This window comes from Kitasatospora sp. NPDC002227, assembly GCF_040296285.1.
In the GTDB taxonomy this organism is placed as follows: Bacteria; Actinomycetota; Actinomycetes; order Streptomycetales; family Streptomycetaceae; genus Kitasatospora.
The window spans coordinates 23,574-40,097 of record NZ_JBEOWY010000002.1; the positions used below are offsets into that span (position 1 = coordinate 23,574).

Below are 16,524 nucleotides of genomic sequence, written 5' to 3' on the forward strand. Positions count from 1 at the left end.
CATTGCAGATGACCGGAGCCTGGCCTAGACCACTTGCGAAGTCAACGGAAGCAGAAGCAGCAAATCCCTTATGTTGCAAAGCTGTTGTTAAAAGCCCTTTAAGGCTCTCTTGAGGGAACACCATCAACTCCCGTGCTGCAAAAGCAAATAGACCCAGGGGCTTGGGAGTAAAAACTCCAAAACCCCTGGGTCATAAAAGCGTTGACGATGGATCAGCCGCTGAACTGCCCTGTCAGGACCTCGACGGCGGCCAGCCCGCAGACCCGGGCCGCGCCGTGCGTGGCGATGTGCAGCGCGCCGACCGGGCGGGCCTGCGGCACCCCCATCTCGACCACCAGGGCGTCCGGCCGGGCGGTCACCAGGCGGTCCAGCGCGGCGGCCATCCAGGCGTGCCGGTGGGCGTCACGGACGACCACCACCAGGCGGCGGCCCTCGGCCCCGGCCACCACCTGGGCGGTCAGCTCGTCCAGACCGGCCGGGTCGGCCGCGGCCTCCGGGCCGAAGCTGGCCGAGCGGGTGCCGGGCAGCCGGGCGGCGAGCATGCCGGCCACGCCCCACGGGGTCTCGTCGCCCACCGCGATGTTGGCCTGCGGGGAGAACGAGGCGACGTACGGCCGCTCGGTGACGGGGGCCGCCGGGCGGCCCGGGGCGCGGACCACCCGCAGGGCGCGGCGGGCGGCCTGCAGGCCGATCGCCAGGTCCGGCTCGACCAGCTCGCCCTGGGCCTCGATCCTGGCCCAGCTGCCGAGCCCGCGGACCCGCTCGGCGGCGGCCGCCAGGCGCTCCTCGGACAGGCGGCCGGAGCGGACGGCCGCCACGATGGCGCCGCGCAGGTGCAGCACCGTCTCCTCGTCGGACAGGCCGCCGCCGACGCAGATCGCGTCGGCCCCGGCGGCCAGCGCGAGCACGGTGCCCTCGCCGATCCCGAAGGTGTCGGCGATGGCGCCCATCTCGATCCCGTCGGTGACGATCAGGCCCTGGTAGCCCAGGCCCCCGTCGGCGGGCGCGGCGCGCAGCAGGTCGCTCAGCACGGCGGGGCTGAGGGTGGCGGGCAGCCGCGGGTCCAGGGCCGGGATCATGATGTGAGCGGTCATCACGGCCTTGGCCCCGGCGGCGATCGCGGCCTTGAACGGCACCAGGTCGCGCGAGCGCAGCAGGTCGACGTCCACCTCCACCACCGGCAGGCCGAGGTGGGAGTCGACGGCGGTGTCCCCGTGCCCGGGGAAGTGCTTGGCGCAGGCCGCCACGCCCACCGACTGCAGGCCCTCGACCCAGGCGGCGGTGTGCCGGGCGCACAGCTCGGGGTCGGCGCCGAAGGAGCGGACCCCGATCACCGGGTTGCCCGGGTTGGAGTTGACGTCCGCCGAGGGCGCCCAGTTGTAGTTCACACCGCACTCGGCCAGCGCGCGGCCGAGCTCACGGGCGACGTCCCGGGTGAGCGCCGGGTCGTCGATCGCGCCGAGCGCGAGGTTGCCCGGCCAGGAGGAGCCGGAGCCCGACTCGAGGCGGGTGACGTCGCCGCCCTCCTCGTCGATGGCGACCAGTACGTCCGGGTTCTCCGCCCGCAGCTGGGCGGTGAGCGCCGCCAGCTGGGCCGGGTCGGTGACGTTGCGGCCGAACAGCGCGACCGAGCCGAGGCCGGCCGCCAGGTGGCGCCGGACCCAGTCGGGGGCGCTGGTGCCCACGAAGCCGGGCTGCAGCACGGTGAGCGCGTCGCGGTGCAGCTGGTCGCTGTCCGGCACGGTCGGAACCAGGATGCTCACGCCCGTCACCCCTTCACCGCACCGGCCGTGAGGCCGGAGGCGATACGACGCTGGACCAGCAGGAAGAAGATCACCACGGGGATGGCCATCATGGTCGAACCGGCCATCATCGCGGAGTAGTCGGTGCCCCGGGTGGTGGTGAAGTTGCCCAGCCAGACGGTGGCGGTGGTGTTGTGCTGCGAGAGCAGCTGGAGCGCGTACAGGTACTCGTTCCAGGCCTGGATGAAGCCGTAGATCGCGGTGGCGACCATGCCGGGGGCGAGCAGCGGGAAGACCACCCGGACGAAGGCGCCGGTGCGGGTGCAGCCGTCGACCATCGCGGACTCCTCCAGCTCCTTGGGGATGTTCACGATGAACCCGCGCAGGGTCCAGATGGTGAACGGGAGCACGAAGGTCAGGTAAGTCAGGATGATGCCGGAGAGCTTGTCGTACTGCTTCAGGTCGTTGAGCAGCAGGAAGACCGGGATGATCATCGCGACCAGCGGCACCATCTGCACCGTCAGGATGCCGACGATGACCACCTTGCGGCCGCGGAAGGCGAACCGGGAGATCGCCAGCGCCGCCAGCAGGCCGACCACCAGGCCGATCGCCACGGTGGAGGCGGCGATGATCAGGCTGCGGGTGACGGGACCCCAGAAGTCGGAGACCTGGAGCGCGCGGTGGAAGTTCTCCGTCGAGAGCGGGAACGGCAGGAACTTCGGGCTCGGCGCGATCGCGTCCTTGGAGGGCTTCAGCGCGGTGTTGAGCATCCAGTACACCGGGAAGCCGATGACCGCCGCGACCACCAGGCCGATCGCGTTGTAGACGCCGCGGCCCTTGGGCTTCGGCTGCTTCACCTTGAGAGTGGGGGTGCTCACTCGACCTCTCCGATCTTCAGCATCTGGCGCATGTACACGGCGATCACGCCGAGCAGCAGCAGCACGGTCAGCAGGGCGATGGCCGAACCCATCGAGTAGTCGTTGACCACGAAGGCCTTGTCGTACGAGTACGTGGTCAGCAGCTGGTACTCGGGCTCGGGGTGGCCGCTGCGCATCAGGAAGACCTGGGGGAAGACGCCCATGTCCCAGATGACGGAGAGGGTGGCCAGCATGACGATGATCGGCTTCAGCACCGGCAGGGTGACGTAGCGGAAGACCTTGACGGCGCCGGCCCCGTCCATCCGGGCGGCCTCCTCGAGCTCCTTGGGCACCTGGGTGAGGCCGGCGTGCAGGGTGATCGCGACGAACGGCACCGCGCCCCAGACGACCAGCGCCATGATGATCGTGAAGCCCTGGGTGGAGGAGGTGAACCAGTTGTGCCGGCTGAAGTCGACCCCGGGGATCTGGCTGAGCAGCCAGTTCACCACGCCGTAGTCGGTGTCGAACATCCACTTGAAGACGGTGACGGCGACCACGATCGGCATCGCCCAGCTCGCCACCAGGGCGATGTTGATCAGCGTCTTGACCCAGCCGGAGACGCGCATCAGCAGCATCGCGATGAGCATGCCGAGGATCATCGTGAAGACGACCGCCCCGCCCGCGAAGACGATGGTGCGCACCACCACGGACCAGAAGGTGCTGTCACCGAGCACGGTGGTGAAGTTCTGGAACCCCACCCACTCGGTCGGCTGGAAGCCCCACAGCTGGGACTGGCCGAACTTCTGGAAGGAGAGCGTCGCCAGCCGCACCAGCGGGTAGCCGAGCACGACGGCCAGCACCAGCATGGTCGGGGCCAGCAGCAGCCACGGCACCGCCATCCCGGTGAACCGCTTGCCGCGCGGCAGCCCGCCGGTTCTGGCCGGGGCCTGTTCCCCCGCGGGGGCTGAAGCGGGCCGCTGCGGCGGCACCTTCGCGGTGGATGTCTCGGCACTCATCACGTGCTCCTCAGCTACGCCTGGCGCTTGCAAACTTCGAAAGCCCTTGAGGGGAGGGCCGGGGCCTCACGGCCGGTGGCCCGTCGGCCCCCTTCCGGCGAAGGGGGCCGACGGGCCGGGTGGTGGATCAGGCGTTGTTGATGACGGCGTCGATCGCGGTGTCGGCGTCCTTCACGGCAGCCTCGACGGTCTTCTTGCCCTGGGCGATGTCCTGCAGGGCGTTCTGCAGGATGTTCGACTTCTCGACCTGCAGCCAGCCCGGCGCGGTCGGGACGAACCAGCTGATCTCGGCCGCGTTGGCCGACGGGCCGACCTTCGGGTCCGTCTTGAGCGGGGCCAGCTGGGTCTTGTTGTTCGGCAGGTTGCCGGCCTTGATGAGGGCCTCCTGCGCCTTGCTGTTGGTGAAGGCGTTGATCCACTCGGCGGCGGCGCCCTGGGCCTTCGACTTCACCGGGACGGCGAGGTCCGAGCCGCCCAGGAAGGTGGAGAGCGACTTGCCGGACGGGCCGGGCATCACGAAGGAGACCAGGTTGTCCTTGAGCTTGCCACCGGTCTTGTCGAACTTCGGGTCGGCGGCGGAGCCACCCTCCCAACCGGCGCCGTAGATCATGCCCGAGGTGCCCAGACCGTAGACGATGTAACGGTCCGAGTCGTCCTTGGTCAGGTCGCCCTTCATGTACTTGGAGACGGAGTCCTTCCAGGAGTTCAGGCCCTTGATCGCCTCCGGGCTCTCCAGGGTGGCCTTCCACTTGCCGCCGTCCTGCTTGGCGATCTGGCCGCCCGCGTCCGCGACGTAGGACATCGCGGCGTACCAGTCACGGGAGGGCTGGTAGAAGGCGGAGAACTTGTCGCCCTGCTTGGCCTGGATCTTGTCCAGGGCCGCGGTCAGCTCGGCGTAGGTGGTCGGCACGGCGGTCACGCCGGCGTCGGCGGCGATGTCCTTGCGCCAGGTGGCCACTCGGGCACCGGCGTAGTACGGCACGCCGTAGGTCTTGCCGTTGTAGGTGGCGGAGGCCTTGAGGCCGTCCAGCCAGGCCGAGCTGTTCTCGAACTTCGAGGCGTCGAGCGGGGCCAGCGCGCCCTTGATCATGTAGGGCAGCATCTCGGTGTTGCCCATCTCGACCACGTCCGGCACCTGGTCGGTGGCCAGGACCGAGTCCAGCTTCGGGTTCTTGTCCTTCCAGCCGTAGTACTCGTGGTTGATCTTGATGCCCGGGTACTTGGCGGTCAGCGCGTCGTCCGCGGACTTGACCAGGTCGGGCCAGTTCTGCTGGGCGTCGACGGTCAGCCAGACGGTGAGCGCGGTGGGCTTCGCGTCCGCCGCGGCGCCGTCCTTCTTGGCGTCCGAACCACAAGCCGCGAGGCCGACGACCATTGCTGCGACGCCGACCGCCGCGATGAGCTGACGCTTCACGCCATCCTCCTGGGGATGCCTGGTGTTTTGAGAACAGCCCCCATCGGCGGCAGCGACATACCCGCACAATTCGGCAGGAATTGGCATCGCGGAGCCATGGGACGGGGTTGGAATTCATGGTGTGGTCAACAGAGGTGTAGACCAGATGCCTGGAGCTTGGCCTAGACCAATGGGCGTGTCAACGGCTCCGGGGTTGATCAGTGCCACCCGTTATCAAGCCGACACCGCTCCTGCCTCATCGTGTGATGCGCTCCCCGTTCACCTGGCATACGTGCAACGATGTGTGCCGTTAACAAGGCGGCGGGGCCTGGGGAAGGCCCCGCGAGTAGCGGGAGAAACGGCACATGACCAGCGACGGGGGCAGCGCAGCCCAGGTGAGCGACCCCCAGGCGAAGAGCCTCCCGGGGCAGTCGGCGGCCGACCAGACCGCCCGGGTGCCCAAGTACTACGGCCTCAAGCGCCACCTGCTGCAGCTGACCGAGACCCAGCCGGCCGGCACCCCCGTCCCGCCCGAGCGCGCGCTGGCCGCCCAGTTCGACACCTCCCGCACCACCGTCCGGCAGGCCCTGCAGGAGCTGGTCGTCGAGGGCAGACTCGAGCGGATCCAGGGCAAGGGCACCTTCGTCGCCAAGCCCAAGGTCGCCCAGGCGCTCCAACTCACCTCCTACACCGAGGACATGCGGGCCCAGGGCCTGGAGCCCACCTCCCGGCTGATCGAGATCGGCTACGTCACCGCCGACGACCGTCTCGCCCCGCTGCTCGACATCAAGCCCGGCAGCCGGGTGCTGCGGATCGAGCGCCTGCGCCTGGCCAACGGCGACCCGATGGCGATCGAGGTCGCGCACCTCTCCGCCAAGCGCTTCCCCGCGCTGCGCCGCAACCTCGCCAAGCACAACTCCCTCTACACCGCGCTGCGCGAGGTCTACGGCGTCACCGTCGCCGAGGCCGAGGAGACCATCGAGACCACCCTGGCCAACCCGCGCGAGGCCGGCCTGCTCGGCTCCGACCTGGGCCTGCCGATGCTCCAGCTCTCCCGGCACTCCTTCGACGCCGAGGGGGCGCCCGTGGAGTGGGTGCGCTCCATCTACCGCGGCGACCGCTACAAGTTCATCACCCGCCTGCAGCGCCCCGAGCAGTAGGCCTTCCGACCGGCCGGACCTGACAGCGCCGCACCCGACATCGGGGAGATTCGGCGAAACCTAGTGACACGGATCACTCCGTTTCACTAGGTTTCACGCCGTACTGATCACCGAGCCGGAGGTGCCCACCATGGCGTCCGCACCCGAACCGTCGGCCGCCGTGCCGGTGGTGACCCCTGAACGCGTCCTGGCGGTGATCAGCCTGGCCGTGCCGGTGGTCGCCCTGCTCTGGGTCTCCTCCTACGCCAAGCTGGAGCCGAAGATCGGCGGGGTGCCGTTCTTCTACTGGTACCAGATCATGTGGATCCCGCTCTCCGCGGTCTTCACCTGCGCCGCCTACCTCCTGCTGAACCGGGACGAGAAGAACCGCAAGGCCGCGAAGGCGGGTGACGACCAGTGAGGCACGGCGTCAACGTCACCGCCCTGGTGGTGTTCATCCTCTTCTTCCTGCTCGTCACCGTGATGGGCTTCTTCGCCGCCCGCTGGCGCAAGGCGGACAACGCCCTGCACCTGGACGAGTGGGGGCTCGGCGGCCGCAGCTTCGGCACCTGGGTGACCTGGTTCCTGCTCGGCGGCGACCTCTACACCGCGTACACCTTCATCGCCGTCCCGGCGGCGGTCTACGCGGGCGGTGCGGCCGGCTTCTTCGCGGTGCCGTACACGATCATCGCGTACCCGCTGGTCTTCCTCTTCCTGCCCCGGCTCTGGTCGGTGGCCCGGGTGCGCGGCTACGTCACCCCGGCCGACTTCGTGCGCGGGCGGTACGGCTCCAAGGGCCTCTCGCTGGCCGTGGCGCTCACCGGCATCCTGGCCACCATGCCGTACATCGCGCTCCAGCTGGTCGGCATCCAGGCGGTGCTCGACACCCTCGGGGTCGGCGGCGGTGAGAACGCCAACTGGTTCGTCAAGGACCTGCCGCTCTTCCTGGCCTTCGCCGTGCTCGCGGCCTACACCTACTCCTCCGGCCTGCGGGCGCCCGCGCTGATCGCGTTCGTCAAGGACACCCTGGTCTACATCGTGATCATCGTCGCGGTGATCTACATCCCGCTGCGGCTCGGCGGCTACGGCCACATCTTCGACAGCGCGGCGGCCAAGTTCAGCGCGCTCAACCCGGCCACCCACAAGCCGGTCGGCTCGATGGTGACGGGCCCCTCGGCGCAGTGGACGTACGCCACCCTCGGGCTCGGCTCGGCCATGGCGCTGTTCATGTACCCGCACACCGTCACCGGCGTGCTGGCCGCCAAGTCCCGCAACACCGTGCGCCGCAACATGGCGATCCTGCCCGCCTACTCGCTGATGCTCGGCCTGCTCGCGCTGCTCGGCTTCATGGCGATCGCGGCCGGGGTCGGCAAGGGCGTCAAGGGCTACAACGCCCAGCTGGCGGTGCCGCAGCTGTTCGACAGCCTCTTCCCGGACTGGTTCACCGGTGTGGCCTTCGCCGCGATCGGGATCGGCGCCCTGGTGCCGGCCGCCATCATGTCGATCGCCGCGGCGAACCTCTTCACCCGCAACATCTACAAGGAGTTCCTGAAGCCGGACGCCACGCCGGAGCAGGAGACCAAGGTCGCCAAGCTCGCCTCGCTGCTGGTGAAGGTCGGCGCGCTGGTCTTCGTGCTCAGCATGGACAAGCAGGTCGCCATCAACTTCCAGCTGCTCGGCGGCCTGTGGATCCTGCAGACCTTCGTCACGATCGTCGGCGGCCTGTTCACCCGCTGGTTCCACCGCTGGGCCCTGCTGGCCGGCTGGGCGGTCGGCATGGCGTACGGCACCTGGCAGGCGTACAACATCGCCTCGCCCGCCACCAAGCACTTCGGCGGCAACAGCACCAAGATCCCCGTCATCGGCGAGATCGGGTACATCGGCGTCACCGCCTTCGCGCTCAACCTCGCCGTCGCCGTGGTCCTGACGCTGGTCCTGAAGGCGGCCAAGGCCCCCGAGGGCCCCGACGAGACCACCCGGGCGGACTACACCGCCGACTACGACGACCAGGCCGTCAAGGACGCCCCCGCGCCCGCCATAGCGCACTGACGCCGGGGCCGGGCCGGCTCCCGCGCCACCCGACGCCACCCGGGCGCACTCCCCCGCCCCCGCGCGCGCCCTGTGATCGCGCCGTCTCCTCCCTCAACACTGGAGGAGGCGGCGCGATCATCTTTTCGTACGCCACCCAGTCCGGTTGCCGCCCGGCCCGGGCAACACCCGGCCCGGGTACCGCCCGGCCCGGGCACCGACCAACGGGGAGAGACCAGCCATGGCAGAACCGCAGACCGTCGTCGACACCGCCCCCGCCCTCAACGGCCACCGGCCCGGGCCGGCCCGTCCGCTGCCCTCGGTGCTGATCGCCACCCGGCACGGCGAGAGCACGGCCAACGTCGAGTTCGCGCTCGCCGCCGAGACGGGGGCCCTGACGGTGCCGATCACCTGCCGGGACGCCGACATCCCGCTCTCCCTGCAGGGCCGCAGCCAGGCCCAGCGGCTCGGCGAGTGGTGGGCCGCCCTGCCGCCCGCCGACCGGCCGCGCTCGGTCTGGTGCTCGCCGTACCTGCGCACCGCCGACACCGCCCGCACCGCCCTGGCCCAGGCCTCCGGGCTCGGCGCCGTCCCGGTCGGCCTGCCGGTCCGCTTCGACGAACGGCTGCGGGACAGAGAGCTCGGCGTCCTGGAGATGCTCACCCAGGCCGCGATCGAGAAGGAGCACCCCGCCGAGGCCGCCCGGCGCCGCAAGATGGGCGAGCTCTACTACCGCCCGCCCGGTGGCGAGTCCTTCCTGGACGTCGCCCTGCGGGTGCGCAGCTGCCTGCGCGACATCTGCGAGGAGGAGGCCGGCCACCCCGTCCTGATCGTCTCCCACGACTGCCCGGTCCTGATGCTCCGCTACGTCCTCGACCGCCTCACCGAGCCCGAGCTCCTCGCCCTGCCGCCCGTCCGCAACTGCTCCACCAGCCTCTGGCGCTCCGACGGCACCCGCCTGGGCCCCGAGCAGTGGAACGCCGTGGACCACCTCTAGGACGCCGTCCCGAAGGTGCGGCGGTAGGCCTGGGGGGTGGTGCCGAGCCAGCGGGTGAAGTGGTGGCGCAGGGTGGCGGCGTTGCCGAAGCCGCTGCGGGCGGCGACCGAGTCGACCGGCTCGGTGGTGCCCTCGAGGAGGCGCTGGGCGTGCAGCAGGCGCTGGTTGGTGAGCCAGCGGTGCGGGGTGGTGCCGGTCTCCTGCTGGAAGCGCCGGGCGAAGGTCCGGGGGGACATGTGCGCCCGGGCGGCGAGCTGGTCCACCGTCAGCTCCTCGTCCAGGTGGTGGCGCAGCCACTCGAGCAGGCCGCCCAGCGAGTCCGCCGAGCACTCCGGCAGCGGGCGGGCTACGAACTGGGCCTGCCCGCCGTCCCGGTGCGGGGCCACCACCATCCGCCGGGCGATCCCCCGGGCCACCTCGGCCCCCTGCAGCTTGCGCACCAGGTGCAGGCAGGCGTCGATCCCGGCCGCCGTCCCGGCGGAGGTGATGACCGGGTCCTCGTCCACGTAGAGCACGTCCGGCTCGACCGTGGTGGCGGGGTACAGCGCGGCCATCCTGTCGGCGTGCCGCCAGTGCGTGGTGGAGCGGCGCCCGTCGAGCAGCCCGGCGGCGCCGAGCAGGTAGGAGCCGTTGCAGATCGACAGCACCCGGGAGCCGCGCGCCACCACGGCCCGCAGGGCCGCCAGGAGCGGCTCGGGGTAGCTCTCCCGGATGCCGGTGGCGGCGGCGATGACCAGATCGGCCTCGGCGAGGCGCTCGACCCCGTACGGCACGTCCACGCTGAAGCCGGCGTGGGTGCGCAGCAGCCCGGGCCGGTCGGAGGCGAGCGCGAAGTCGTACACCGGCAGCCCGTCGTCGCTGCGGTCCAGGCCGAAGACCTCGCAGGCCACCCCCAGCTCGAAGGGGTGCACCGGCTCGAGCACCACGGCGACCACGTTCTTCAGCGCGGGGTTCAGCGGGGGGTTCGGCATGGGCCCAGGATGCCACTGGCAGGATATCGATGCAATCGGTCATTCCTGCCACTCGTCCGGATCCGCGCCACGGACGAGGCTGGAGGCATGACCTCGATCACGCAGTTCCTGCCCCTGCTCGCCGTCCTCGCCGGCTTCGGCCTCCTCGGCACCCTGGTCGGCCGCGACGTCGACCGCCTGGCCCGGCTCGGCCGGGACAACCGGCACCGCCCGACGGGCTACCCGACGGAGTCGAACACATCTTCGGGCACAATGTCCGGATGGACATCGTCATCCGCCCGGCCCGCGAGGAGGACCTCGAGGGCGCCGGAGCCGTCACCGTCGAGGCGTTCGTCGGCGATGGCCACACCGACCCCGACAGCCCGTACGTCGAGCTCCTCCGGGACGCCCGCCGCCGCCTCGCGGAGGCCGAGCTGTTCGTCGCCGTCGACGGCGCCGGCCACGTGCTCGGCTGTGTGACCTTCGCCTCCGGCGGCACCGAATGGGCGGACATCGCCGAGCCGCACGAGGGCGAGATCCGGATGCTCGCGGTGGGCTCGGCGGCCCGCGGGAGAGGCGTCGGCGAGGCCCTGGTCCGGGCCTCGATCGCCCGCTCCCGGGAGCTCGGACTGACCGCCATGGCCTTCTCCACCCGGCCCTCGATGACGGCCGCACACCGGCTCTACGAGCGGGTCGGCTTCCGCCGGACCCCCGAGCGGGACTGGGCCCCGCGCCCCGGGATCGACCTGCTCACGTACGGTCTGACCTTCGACGATCCGGTGATCTGACGGGCCGTACGGTGGCTCCGAGCTACCAGCCGACCACGACACGCGGCACTACATCTGGGGTCGCATCCGACCTCCGCCACAACATGTATGCTCACTCTCGCTGTCGAAGCAGGGGAACCCAGTGAAAGTCCGGGACTGCCCCGCAGCGGTGAGCTGCGCACCCCTACGGGCGCGCCGTAAGTCCGATGACCTGCCGACGGTGTGCACACGGCTTCCCCGCAGGCGCCTTGCAGCACTGAGTCACGTCCGGGCCTCGCGGGCGGGCCGGGGGGTCTGAAACGCGCGCGCTCGAACGAGCGCGCCGCGCCGCGTTCCCCTGTGCCCAGGCGGCCCTGGCGACCACGTCGTTCCGCCGCCGCCAGGAGAGCGCCTTGACCATCGCAGCAGTTGCCCTGCCGTCCCAGGGTTCCGCCGATCACGACCAGACCGACCCCGGTGCTGCGCTCCTGCGGCTGCTGACCGACCGCAGTGTCGACCTCCCCCAGGTGGACCCCGGCCACGTCGCCGCCGCCGCCCTGCGCGGCCGCCACGCGGGCTCCGACTTCGCCGAGCTGCGCTCTCTGGCCGTCGAGGCCGCCGCCTCGATGATCGCCGAGGACCCGCAGTACTCGAAGCTGGCCGCCCGCCTGCTCGCCCTGGAGATCGCCGACGAGGCCGTGAGCCAGGGCGCCGTCTCCTTCTCCGCCTCGATCGCCGTCGGCCACGCCGAGGGCCTGATCGGCGACACCACCGCCGCCTTCGTCGCCAAGCACGCCGACAGCCTGGACGAGCTGATCGACCAGCGGGGCGACGACCGCTTCGAGTACTTCGGCCTGCGCACCGTGCAGTCCCGCTACCTGCTGCGCCACCCGATCACCCGCAAGGTGATCGAGACCCCGCAGCACTTCCTGCTCCGCGTCGCCTCGGGCCTGGCCGTCGGCGACTCCGAGACGGCCGTCCGCGAGGTCGCCGAGCTGTACGCGCTGATGAGCGCGCTCTCCTACCTGCCCTCCTCGCCGACGCTGTTCAACTCCGGCACCAAGCACCCGCAGATGTCCAGCTGCTACCTGCTGGACTCCCCGCTGGACAACCTGGACTCGATCTACTCGCGCTACGCGCAGATCGCCCGCCTGTCCAAGCACGCCGGCGGCATCGGCCTGTCCTACAGCCGCATCCGCTCGCGCGGCTCGCTGATCCGCGGCACCAACGGCAAGTCCAACGGCATCGTGCCGTTCCTGCGCACCCTCGACTCCTCGGTCGCCGCCGTCAACCAGGGCGGCCGCCGCAAGGGCGCGGCCTGCGTCTACCTGGAGACCTGGCACGCGGACATCGAGGAGTTCCTCGAGCTGCGCGACAACACGGGCGAGGAGGCGCGGCGCACCCACAACCTGAACCTCGCCCACTGGATCCCGGACGAGTTCATGCGCCGCGTGAACGCCAACACCGACTGGTCGCTGTTCTCCCCGGCCGACGTGCCCGAGCTGGTCGACCTCTGGGGCGCCGACTTCGACGCCGCGTACCTGAAGGCAGAGGCCGAGGGCAAGGCCGTCCGCACCATCCCGGCGCAGACCCTGTACGCCCGGATGATGCGCACCCTGGCGCAGACCGGCAACGGCTGGATGACCTTCAAGGACGCCTCCAACCGCGCCGCCAACCAGACCGCCGTGCCCGGCCGCACCGTGCACTCCTCCAACCTGTGCACCGAGATCCTCGAGGTCACCGACGACTCCGAGACGGCCGTCTGCAACCTCGGCTCGGTCAACCTCGGCGCCCACGTCGCCGCCGGCGCCACCGCCGCCGACCTGCTGGGCGCGATGGACTGGGAGCGCCTGGACGCCACCGTCCGCACCGCCGTCACCTTCCTCGACCGCGTGGTGGACATCAACTTCTACCCGACCCCCGAGGCCGGCGCGTCCAACTCGCGCTGGCGCCCGGTGGGCCTGGGCGTGATGGGCCTGCAGGACGTCTTCTTCAAGCTCCGCCTGGACTTCGACTCCGCCGAGGCCAAGCAGCTCTCCACCCTGATCGCCGAGCGCATCATGCTGACCGCCTACGAGCGCTCCAGCGAGCTCGCCGAGCAGTTCGGGCAGCACCCGGCCTACGCCGAGACCCGCGCCGCCCGCGGCCAGCTGCACATCGACCACTTCGACACCGCTCCGGCCTGGGCCGACCGCTGGGACGCCCTGCGCACGAAGATCGCCGAGACCGGCCTGCGCAACTCCCTGCTGCTCGCCATCGCGCCGACCGCGACGATCGCCTCGATCGCCGGTGTGTACGAGTGCATCGAGCCGCAGGTCTCCAACCTGTTCAAGCGCGAGACCCTCTCCGGCGAGTTCCTCCAGGTCAACCCGTACCTGGTCGCCGAGCTCAAGGAGCTGGGCGTCTGGGACGCGCAGACCCGCGACGCGCTGCGCGACTCCAACGGCTCGGTCCAGGACCTCAACTGGCTGCCCGCCGAGGTCCGCTCGCTCTACCGCACCGCCTGGGAGCTGCCGCAGCGCGCCCTGATCGACCTGGCCGCCGCCCGGCAGCCGTACATCGACCAGAGCCAGTCGCTCAACCTCTTCATGGCCGCCCCGACCATCGGCAAGCTCAGCTCGATGTACGCGTACGCCTGGAAGGTCGGTCTGAAGACCACCTACTACCTGCGCTCGCGCCCGGCCACCCGGATCGCCCAGGCCGCCTCGGGCACCGCCCGCGCCGCCGCGCCCGTGCCGGTCAACACCCCGACCATGACCCCGGAGGAGGAGGCAGCGCTCGCCTGCTCCCTGGAGAACCCCGAGTCCTGCGAGGCCTGCCAGTAATGCCGAACGACGACCGCAAGATGCTGCTCGACCCCGGTTTCGAGCTGACCCTGCGCCCGATGCGCTACCCGTCGTTCTACGACCGGTACCGTGACGCGATCAAGAACACCTGGACCGTCGAGGAGGTGGACCTGCACTCCGACGTCGCCGACCTCGCCAAGCTCAGCGAGGGCGAGCGGCACATGATCGGCCGGCTGGTCGCCTTCTTCGCGACCGGTGACTCGATCGTCGCCAACAACGTGGTGCTGAGCCTCTACAAGCACATCAACTCGCCCGAGGCCCGGCTCTACCTGTCCCGGCAGCTGTTCGAGGAGGCCGTGCACGTCCAGTTCTACCTGACGCTGCTCGACACCTACCTGCCCGACCCGGACGACCGCGCGGCGGCCTTCGCGGCGGTGGAGAACATCCCCTCCATCCACCAGAAGGCGCAGTTCTGCTTCAAGTACATGAACGCCGTCGACCACCTCGACTCGCTGCAGTCGAAGGACGACCGGCGCGCGTTCCTGCTCAACCTGATCTGCTTCGCCGCCTGCGTCGAGGGCCTGTTCTTCTACGGCGCCTTCGCCTACGTGTACTGGTTCCGCTCGCGCGGCCTGCTGCACGGCCTGGCCACCGGTACCAACTGGGTCTTCCGGGACGAGTCCATGCACATGGACTTCGCCTTCTCCGTCGTGGACACCGTCCGCGAGGAGGAGCCGGACCTCTTCGACGAGGAGATGGCCAAGCAGGTCACCGAGATGCTGGAGGAGGCCGTCGAGGCCGAGCTCCAGTTCGCCCAGGACCTGTGCGGTGAGGGCCTGCCCGGCATGAACACCGCGTCCATGCGCGAGTACCTCCAGGCCGTCGCCGACCAGCGCCTGGCCCGCCTCGGGATGCCGATCCGCTACGGCTCGACCAACCCGTTCGGCTTCATGGAGCTCCAGAACGTCCAGGAGCTGACCAACTTCTTCGAGCGCCGCGTCTCCGCCTACCAGGTGGCCGTCGAGGGCTCCGTCGCCTTCGACGACGACTTCTAGAGCGCCCGTGCGAAAGGGGGGCCCGAACCGGGCCCCCCTTTCGTCGTACCGTCAGGCGTTCGGGACGGTGGCGTACTTCGCGGTGCCCTCGGCCATCTGCTTCAGGGCGTCCTTGCGGTCGCGCTTGGAGAGCTTGTCGATGTAGAGGAAGCCGAAGAGGTGGTCGGTCTCGTGCTGGAGGCAGCGGGCGAAGAAGCCGGTGCCCTCGACGCGGACCGGGTTGCCGTGCTTGTCGACGCCGGTGACGGCGGCGTAGTCCGGGCGGGGGAGCTCGGCGTAGGCGGTGGGGACGGAGAGGCAGCCCTCGTTGCCGTCGTCCAGCTGGCGGCGGCGGTCGGCCGGGAAGGGCTCGAGCACCGGGTTGATCACGTGGCCGATGTGGCGGACGTTGTCGTCGTCCGGGCAGTCGTAGACGAAGACCTTGGCGTCCACGCCGATCTGGTTGGCCGCGAGGCCCACGCCCTCGGCGGCGTACATCGACTGGAACATGTCGTCGATCAGCTCGGAGAGCGCCTCGTCGAAGACGGTGACGGTCTGGCACTCGCGGTGCAGGACGGGGTTGCCGACCACCGTGATCGGGCGGGCGGTGCCCTTCGAGAGGTCCGGCAGCTCGCCGACGACCTTCTGCTCGCCGGTCTCGTGCTCGTGGTCCGAGTGGTCGTGCCCGTCGTGGTCGTGGTCGTGGGTGTGCTGGTCGGCCATCGTTGGTGTTCGCTTTCCTGACGTCTCCGAGATGTACCGCTCAAGGGTACGGCCCCAGGACGATCACCGGCCCTTACTTCAGCACACCTCTTCCAAGTCCCGGTAGGCCCGGGTGGCCGGGGAGAGGGTGACCCAGCGGTCGAGCAGGGTCCGCACCAGCGAGGCCGGCGCGGCGATCCCGCACTCCCGCTCGGCCAGCCAGGACAGCCCGCTGCTGCCGCTCAGGTGGCTCAGGTGGCCGGGGTGCGCGGCGTCGCCGTCGTCGTGCGGGTCGTGGTGCGCGGTGTTGCCGTCGTCGGTGGCCATCCGGCTCTCCGAGCAGGCCCGGCAGAGCAGCCGCACCGAGGCCGTCCAGTCCTCCGCCGCGTACCCGGCGTCCGCCACCAGGCGCTCCAGCGCGTCCCGGTCCCCCGCCGTGGCGGCCTGCAGCAGCACCACGTAGGTGGGCACCGGCGAGGGCGCCCACAGCTCGATCTCGTCGAAGACGGGGTAGGCGACCCCGTCGGCCACCCGCTCGCCGTGCGGGGCGCCGTCGTGCAGCACCACCTCGCCCCAGCGGCGGCCGGAGGAGGGCAGCGGGATGGAGAGCACCTCGATCCGGGCCGGGTCCAGGCGTCTGCCCCAGACCACCTCGGACTCGCCGTCCGGGGAGAGCCGCACCGGCGTGGTGCCGAGGTCAAGCTCGACCGGCCCGGCGGGCGGGCCGGGCGGGAGCTTCAGCCCGAAGGCCTGCCAGGCCCGCCGGGCCAGCGCCCAGTCCTGCAGCGCGGTCGCGGTGATGCCGAGGTTCCACCAGTCCGGGGCGCCGTGCTCGCGGTCGAGCAGCGCGACGGCCCGCAGCCCGGCGGTACGGGCCTGGTCCCAGTCCCGGCGGAACTTGTGCAGCAGGGCCAGGTTGAACCAGGAGTCGGAGAGCCAGGGCTCCAGGTCCGCGGCCATCACGAGCAGCGCCCCGGCGTCCTCGTAGCGGCCGTCACCGATCAGCGTGAAGGCGCGGTCGGTCGTCTGCCGCCAGGTGGCCGACGGCCGGTGCCGTGTGCGGTGGAAGATCCTCACGTTCCGTCCCTGCCGTAGTCGTCCGCCGGTAGCCGTGCCGGTGGTCGGGTGCGCCCC

The 16,524-nt window shown here is 70.6% G+C and carries 15 protein-coding genes and 1 riboswitch; of the genes, 7 read left to right on the forward strand and 8 right to left on the reverse strand.

Features of this window, described 5'->3' with window-relative positions:
* Positions 1–212: 212 nt before the first annotated feature.
* From ABT095_RS02025 to ABT095_RS02040, 4 genes are all read right to left on the reverse strand, one after another.
* Positions 213–1,754 carry a glycoside hydrolase family 3 protein gene (locus ABT095_RS02025; RefSeq protein WP_502884807.1) on the reverse strand — a complete coding sequence of 514 codons (1,542 nt, stop codon included), beginning with the start codon at positions 1,752–1,754 and terminating at the stop codon, positions 213–215.
* A 14-nt stretch (positions 1,755–1,768) separates the two neighbouring features.
* Positions 1,769–2,620 (reverse strand): carbohydrate ABC transporter permease, encoded by an 852-nt coding sequence (locus ABT095_RS02030; protein ID WP_350527301.1) that lies wholly within the window; start codon positions 2,618–2,620, stop codon positions 1,769–1,771.
* Positions 2,617–3,615: a carbohydrate ABC transporter permease gene (locus ABT095_RS02035; protein WP_350527302.1), complete on the reverse strand. Its 999-nt coding sequence runs from the start codon at positions 3,613–3,615 to the stop codon at positions 2,617–2,619. Before ABT095_RS02035 ends, ABT095_RS02030 begins: the two co-directional genes overlap by 4 nt.
* Before the next feature lie 127 nt (positions 3,616–3,742).
* Positions 3,743–5,029: an extracellular solute-binding protein gene (locus ABT095_RS02040; RefSeq protein ID WP_350527303.1), complete on the reverse strand. Its 1,287-nt coding sequence runs from the start codon at positions 5,027–5,029 to the stop codon at positions 3,743–3,745.
* A gap of 344 nt (positions 5,030–5,373) precedes the next feature.
* Between ABT095_RS02040 and ABT095_RS02045 the strand changes: the two genes are divergently transcribed.
* The 4 genes from ABT095_RS02045 to ABT095_RS02060 all read left to right on the forward strand — a co-directional run bounded on the left by ABT095_RS02045 (position 5,374) and on the right by ABT095_RS02060 (position 9,172).
* On the forward strand, positions 5,374–6,168 hold the full coding sequence (locus tag ABT095_RS02045; RefSeq protein WP_350527304.1) for a GntR family transcriptional regulator: 795 nt from the start codon (positions 5,374–5,376) through the stop codon (positions 6,166–6,168).
* Between the two features lie 130 nt (positions 6,169–6,298).
* On the forward strand, positions 6,299–6,568 hold the full coding sequence (locus tag ABT095_RS02050) for a DUF3311 domain-containing protein (protein ID WP_350527305.1): 270 nt from the start codon (positions 6,299–6,301) through the stop codon (positions 6,566–6,568).
* Positions 6,565–8,196: a monocarboxylate uptake permease MctP gene (gene mctP, locus ABT095_RS02055; RefSeq protein WP_350527306.1), complete on the forward strand. Its 1,632-nt coding sequence runs from the start codon at positions 6,565–6,567 to the stop codon at positions 8,194–8,196. Before ABT095_RS02050 ends, mctP begins: the two co-directional genes overlap by 4 nt.
* 220 nt (positions 8,197–8,416) lie before the next feature.
* Positions 8,417–9,172 (forward strand): histidine phosphatase family protein, encoded by a 756-nt coding sequence (locus ABT095_RS02060; RefSeq protein WP_350527307.1) that lies wholly within the window; start codon positions 8,417–8,419, stop codon positions 9,170–9,172.
* Here the strand turns inward: ABT095_RS02060 and ABT095_RS02065 are convergent.
* Positions 9,169–10,143 carry a helix-turn-helix domain-containing protein gene (locus ABT095_RS02065; RefSeq protein ID WP_350527308.1) on the reverse strand — a complete coding sequence of 325 codons (975 nt, stop codon included), beginning with the start codon at positions 10,141–10,143 and terminating at the stop codon, positions 9,169–9,171. The two genes, ABT095_RS02060 and ABT095_RS02065, sit on opposite strands and share 4 nt — an antisense overlap.
* Before the next feature lie 39 nt (positions 10,144–10,182).
* A complete protein-coding gene (locus ABT095_RS02070; RefSeq protein WP_350527309.1) occupies positions 10,183–10,350 on the reverse strand; it encodes a hypothetical protein in 168 nt (55 codons plus the stop codon).
* A 53-nt stretch (positions 10,351–10,403) separates the two neighbouring features.
* Here ABT095_RS02070 and ABT095_RS02075 point away from each other — a divergent pair, with 53 nt between their 5' ends.
* The 3 genes from ABT095_RS02075 (at position 10,404) to ABT095_RS02085 (ending at position 14,709) form a co-directional block, all read left to right on the forward strand.
* Positions 10,404–10,910: a GNAT family N-acetyltransferase gene (locus ABT095_RS02075; RefSeq protein WP_350527310.1), complete on the forward strand. Its 507-nt coding sequence runs from the start codon at positions 10,404–10,406 to the stop codon at positions 10,908–10,910.
* Between the two features lie 81 nt (positions 10,911–10,991).
* A riboswitch (cobalamin riboswitch) is annotated at positions 10,992–11,122 on the forward strand.
* Between the two features lie 159 nt (positions 11,123–11,281).
* A complete protein-coding gene (locus ABT095_RS02080; protein ID WP_350527311.1) occupies positions 11,282–13,693 on the forward strand; it encodes a ribonucleoside-diphosphate reductase subunit alpha in 2,412 nt (803 codons plus the stop codon).
* Entirely contained in the window at positions 13,693–14,709 is a 1,017-nt protein-coding gene (locus ABT095_RS02085) for a ribonucleotide-diphosphate reductase subunit beta (RefSeq protein WP_350527312.1), read from the forward strand. Before ABT095_RS02080 ends, ABT095_RS02085 begins: the two co-directional genes overlap by 1 nt.
* A 51-nt stretch (positions 14,710–14,760) precedes the next feature.
* On the opposite strand, the gene def is transcribed toward ABT095_RS02085, so the two are convergent.
* On the reverse strand, positions 14,761–15,411 hold the full coding sequence (gene def / locus ABT095_RS02090; protein ID WP_350527313.1) for a peptide deformylase: 651 nt from the start codon (positions 15,409–15,411) through the stop codon (positions 14,761–14,763).
* Positions 15,412–15,489: 78 nt separating this feature from the next.
* The gene (locus ABT095_RS02095) at positions 15,490–16,467 is read right to left on the reverse strand and encodes a tetratricopeptide repeat protein (protein ID WP_350527314.1); all 978 of its coding nucleotides are present in this window, start codon (positions 16,465–16,467) and stop codon (positions 15,490–15,492) included.
* Positions 16,468–16,524: the final 57 nt, after the last annotated feature.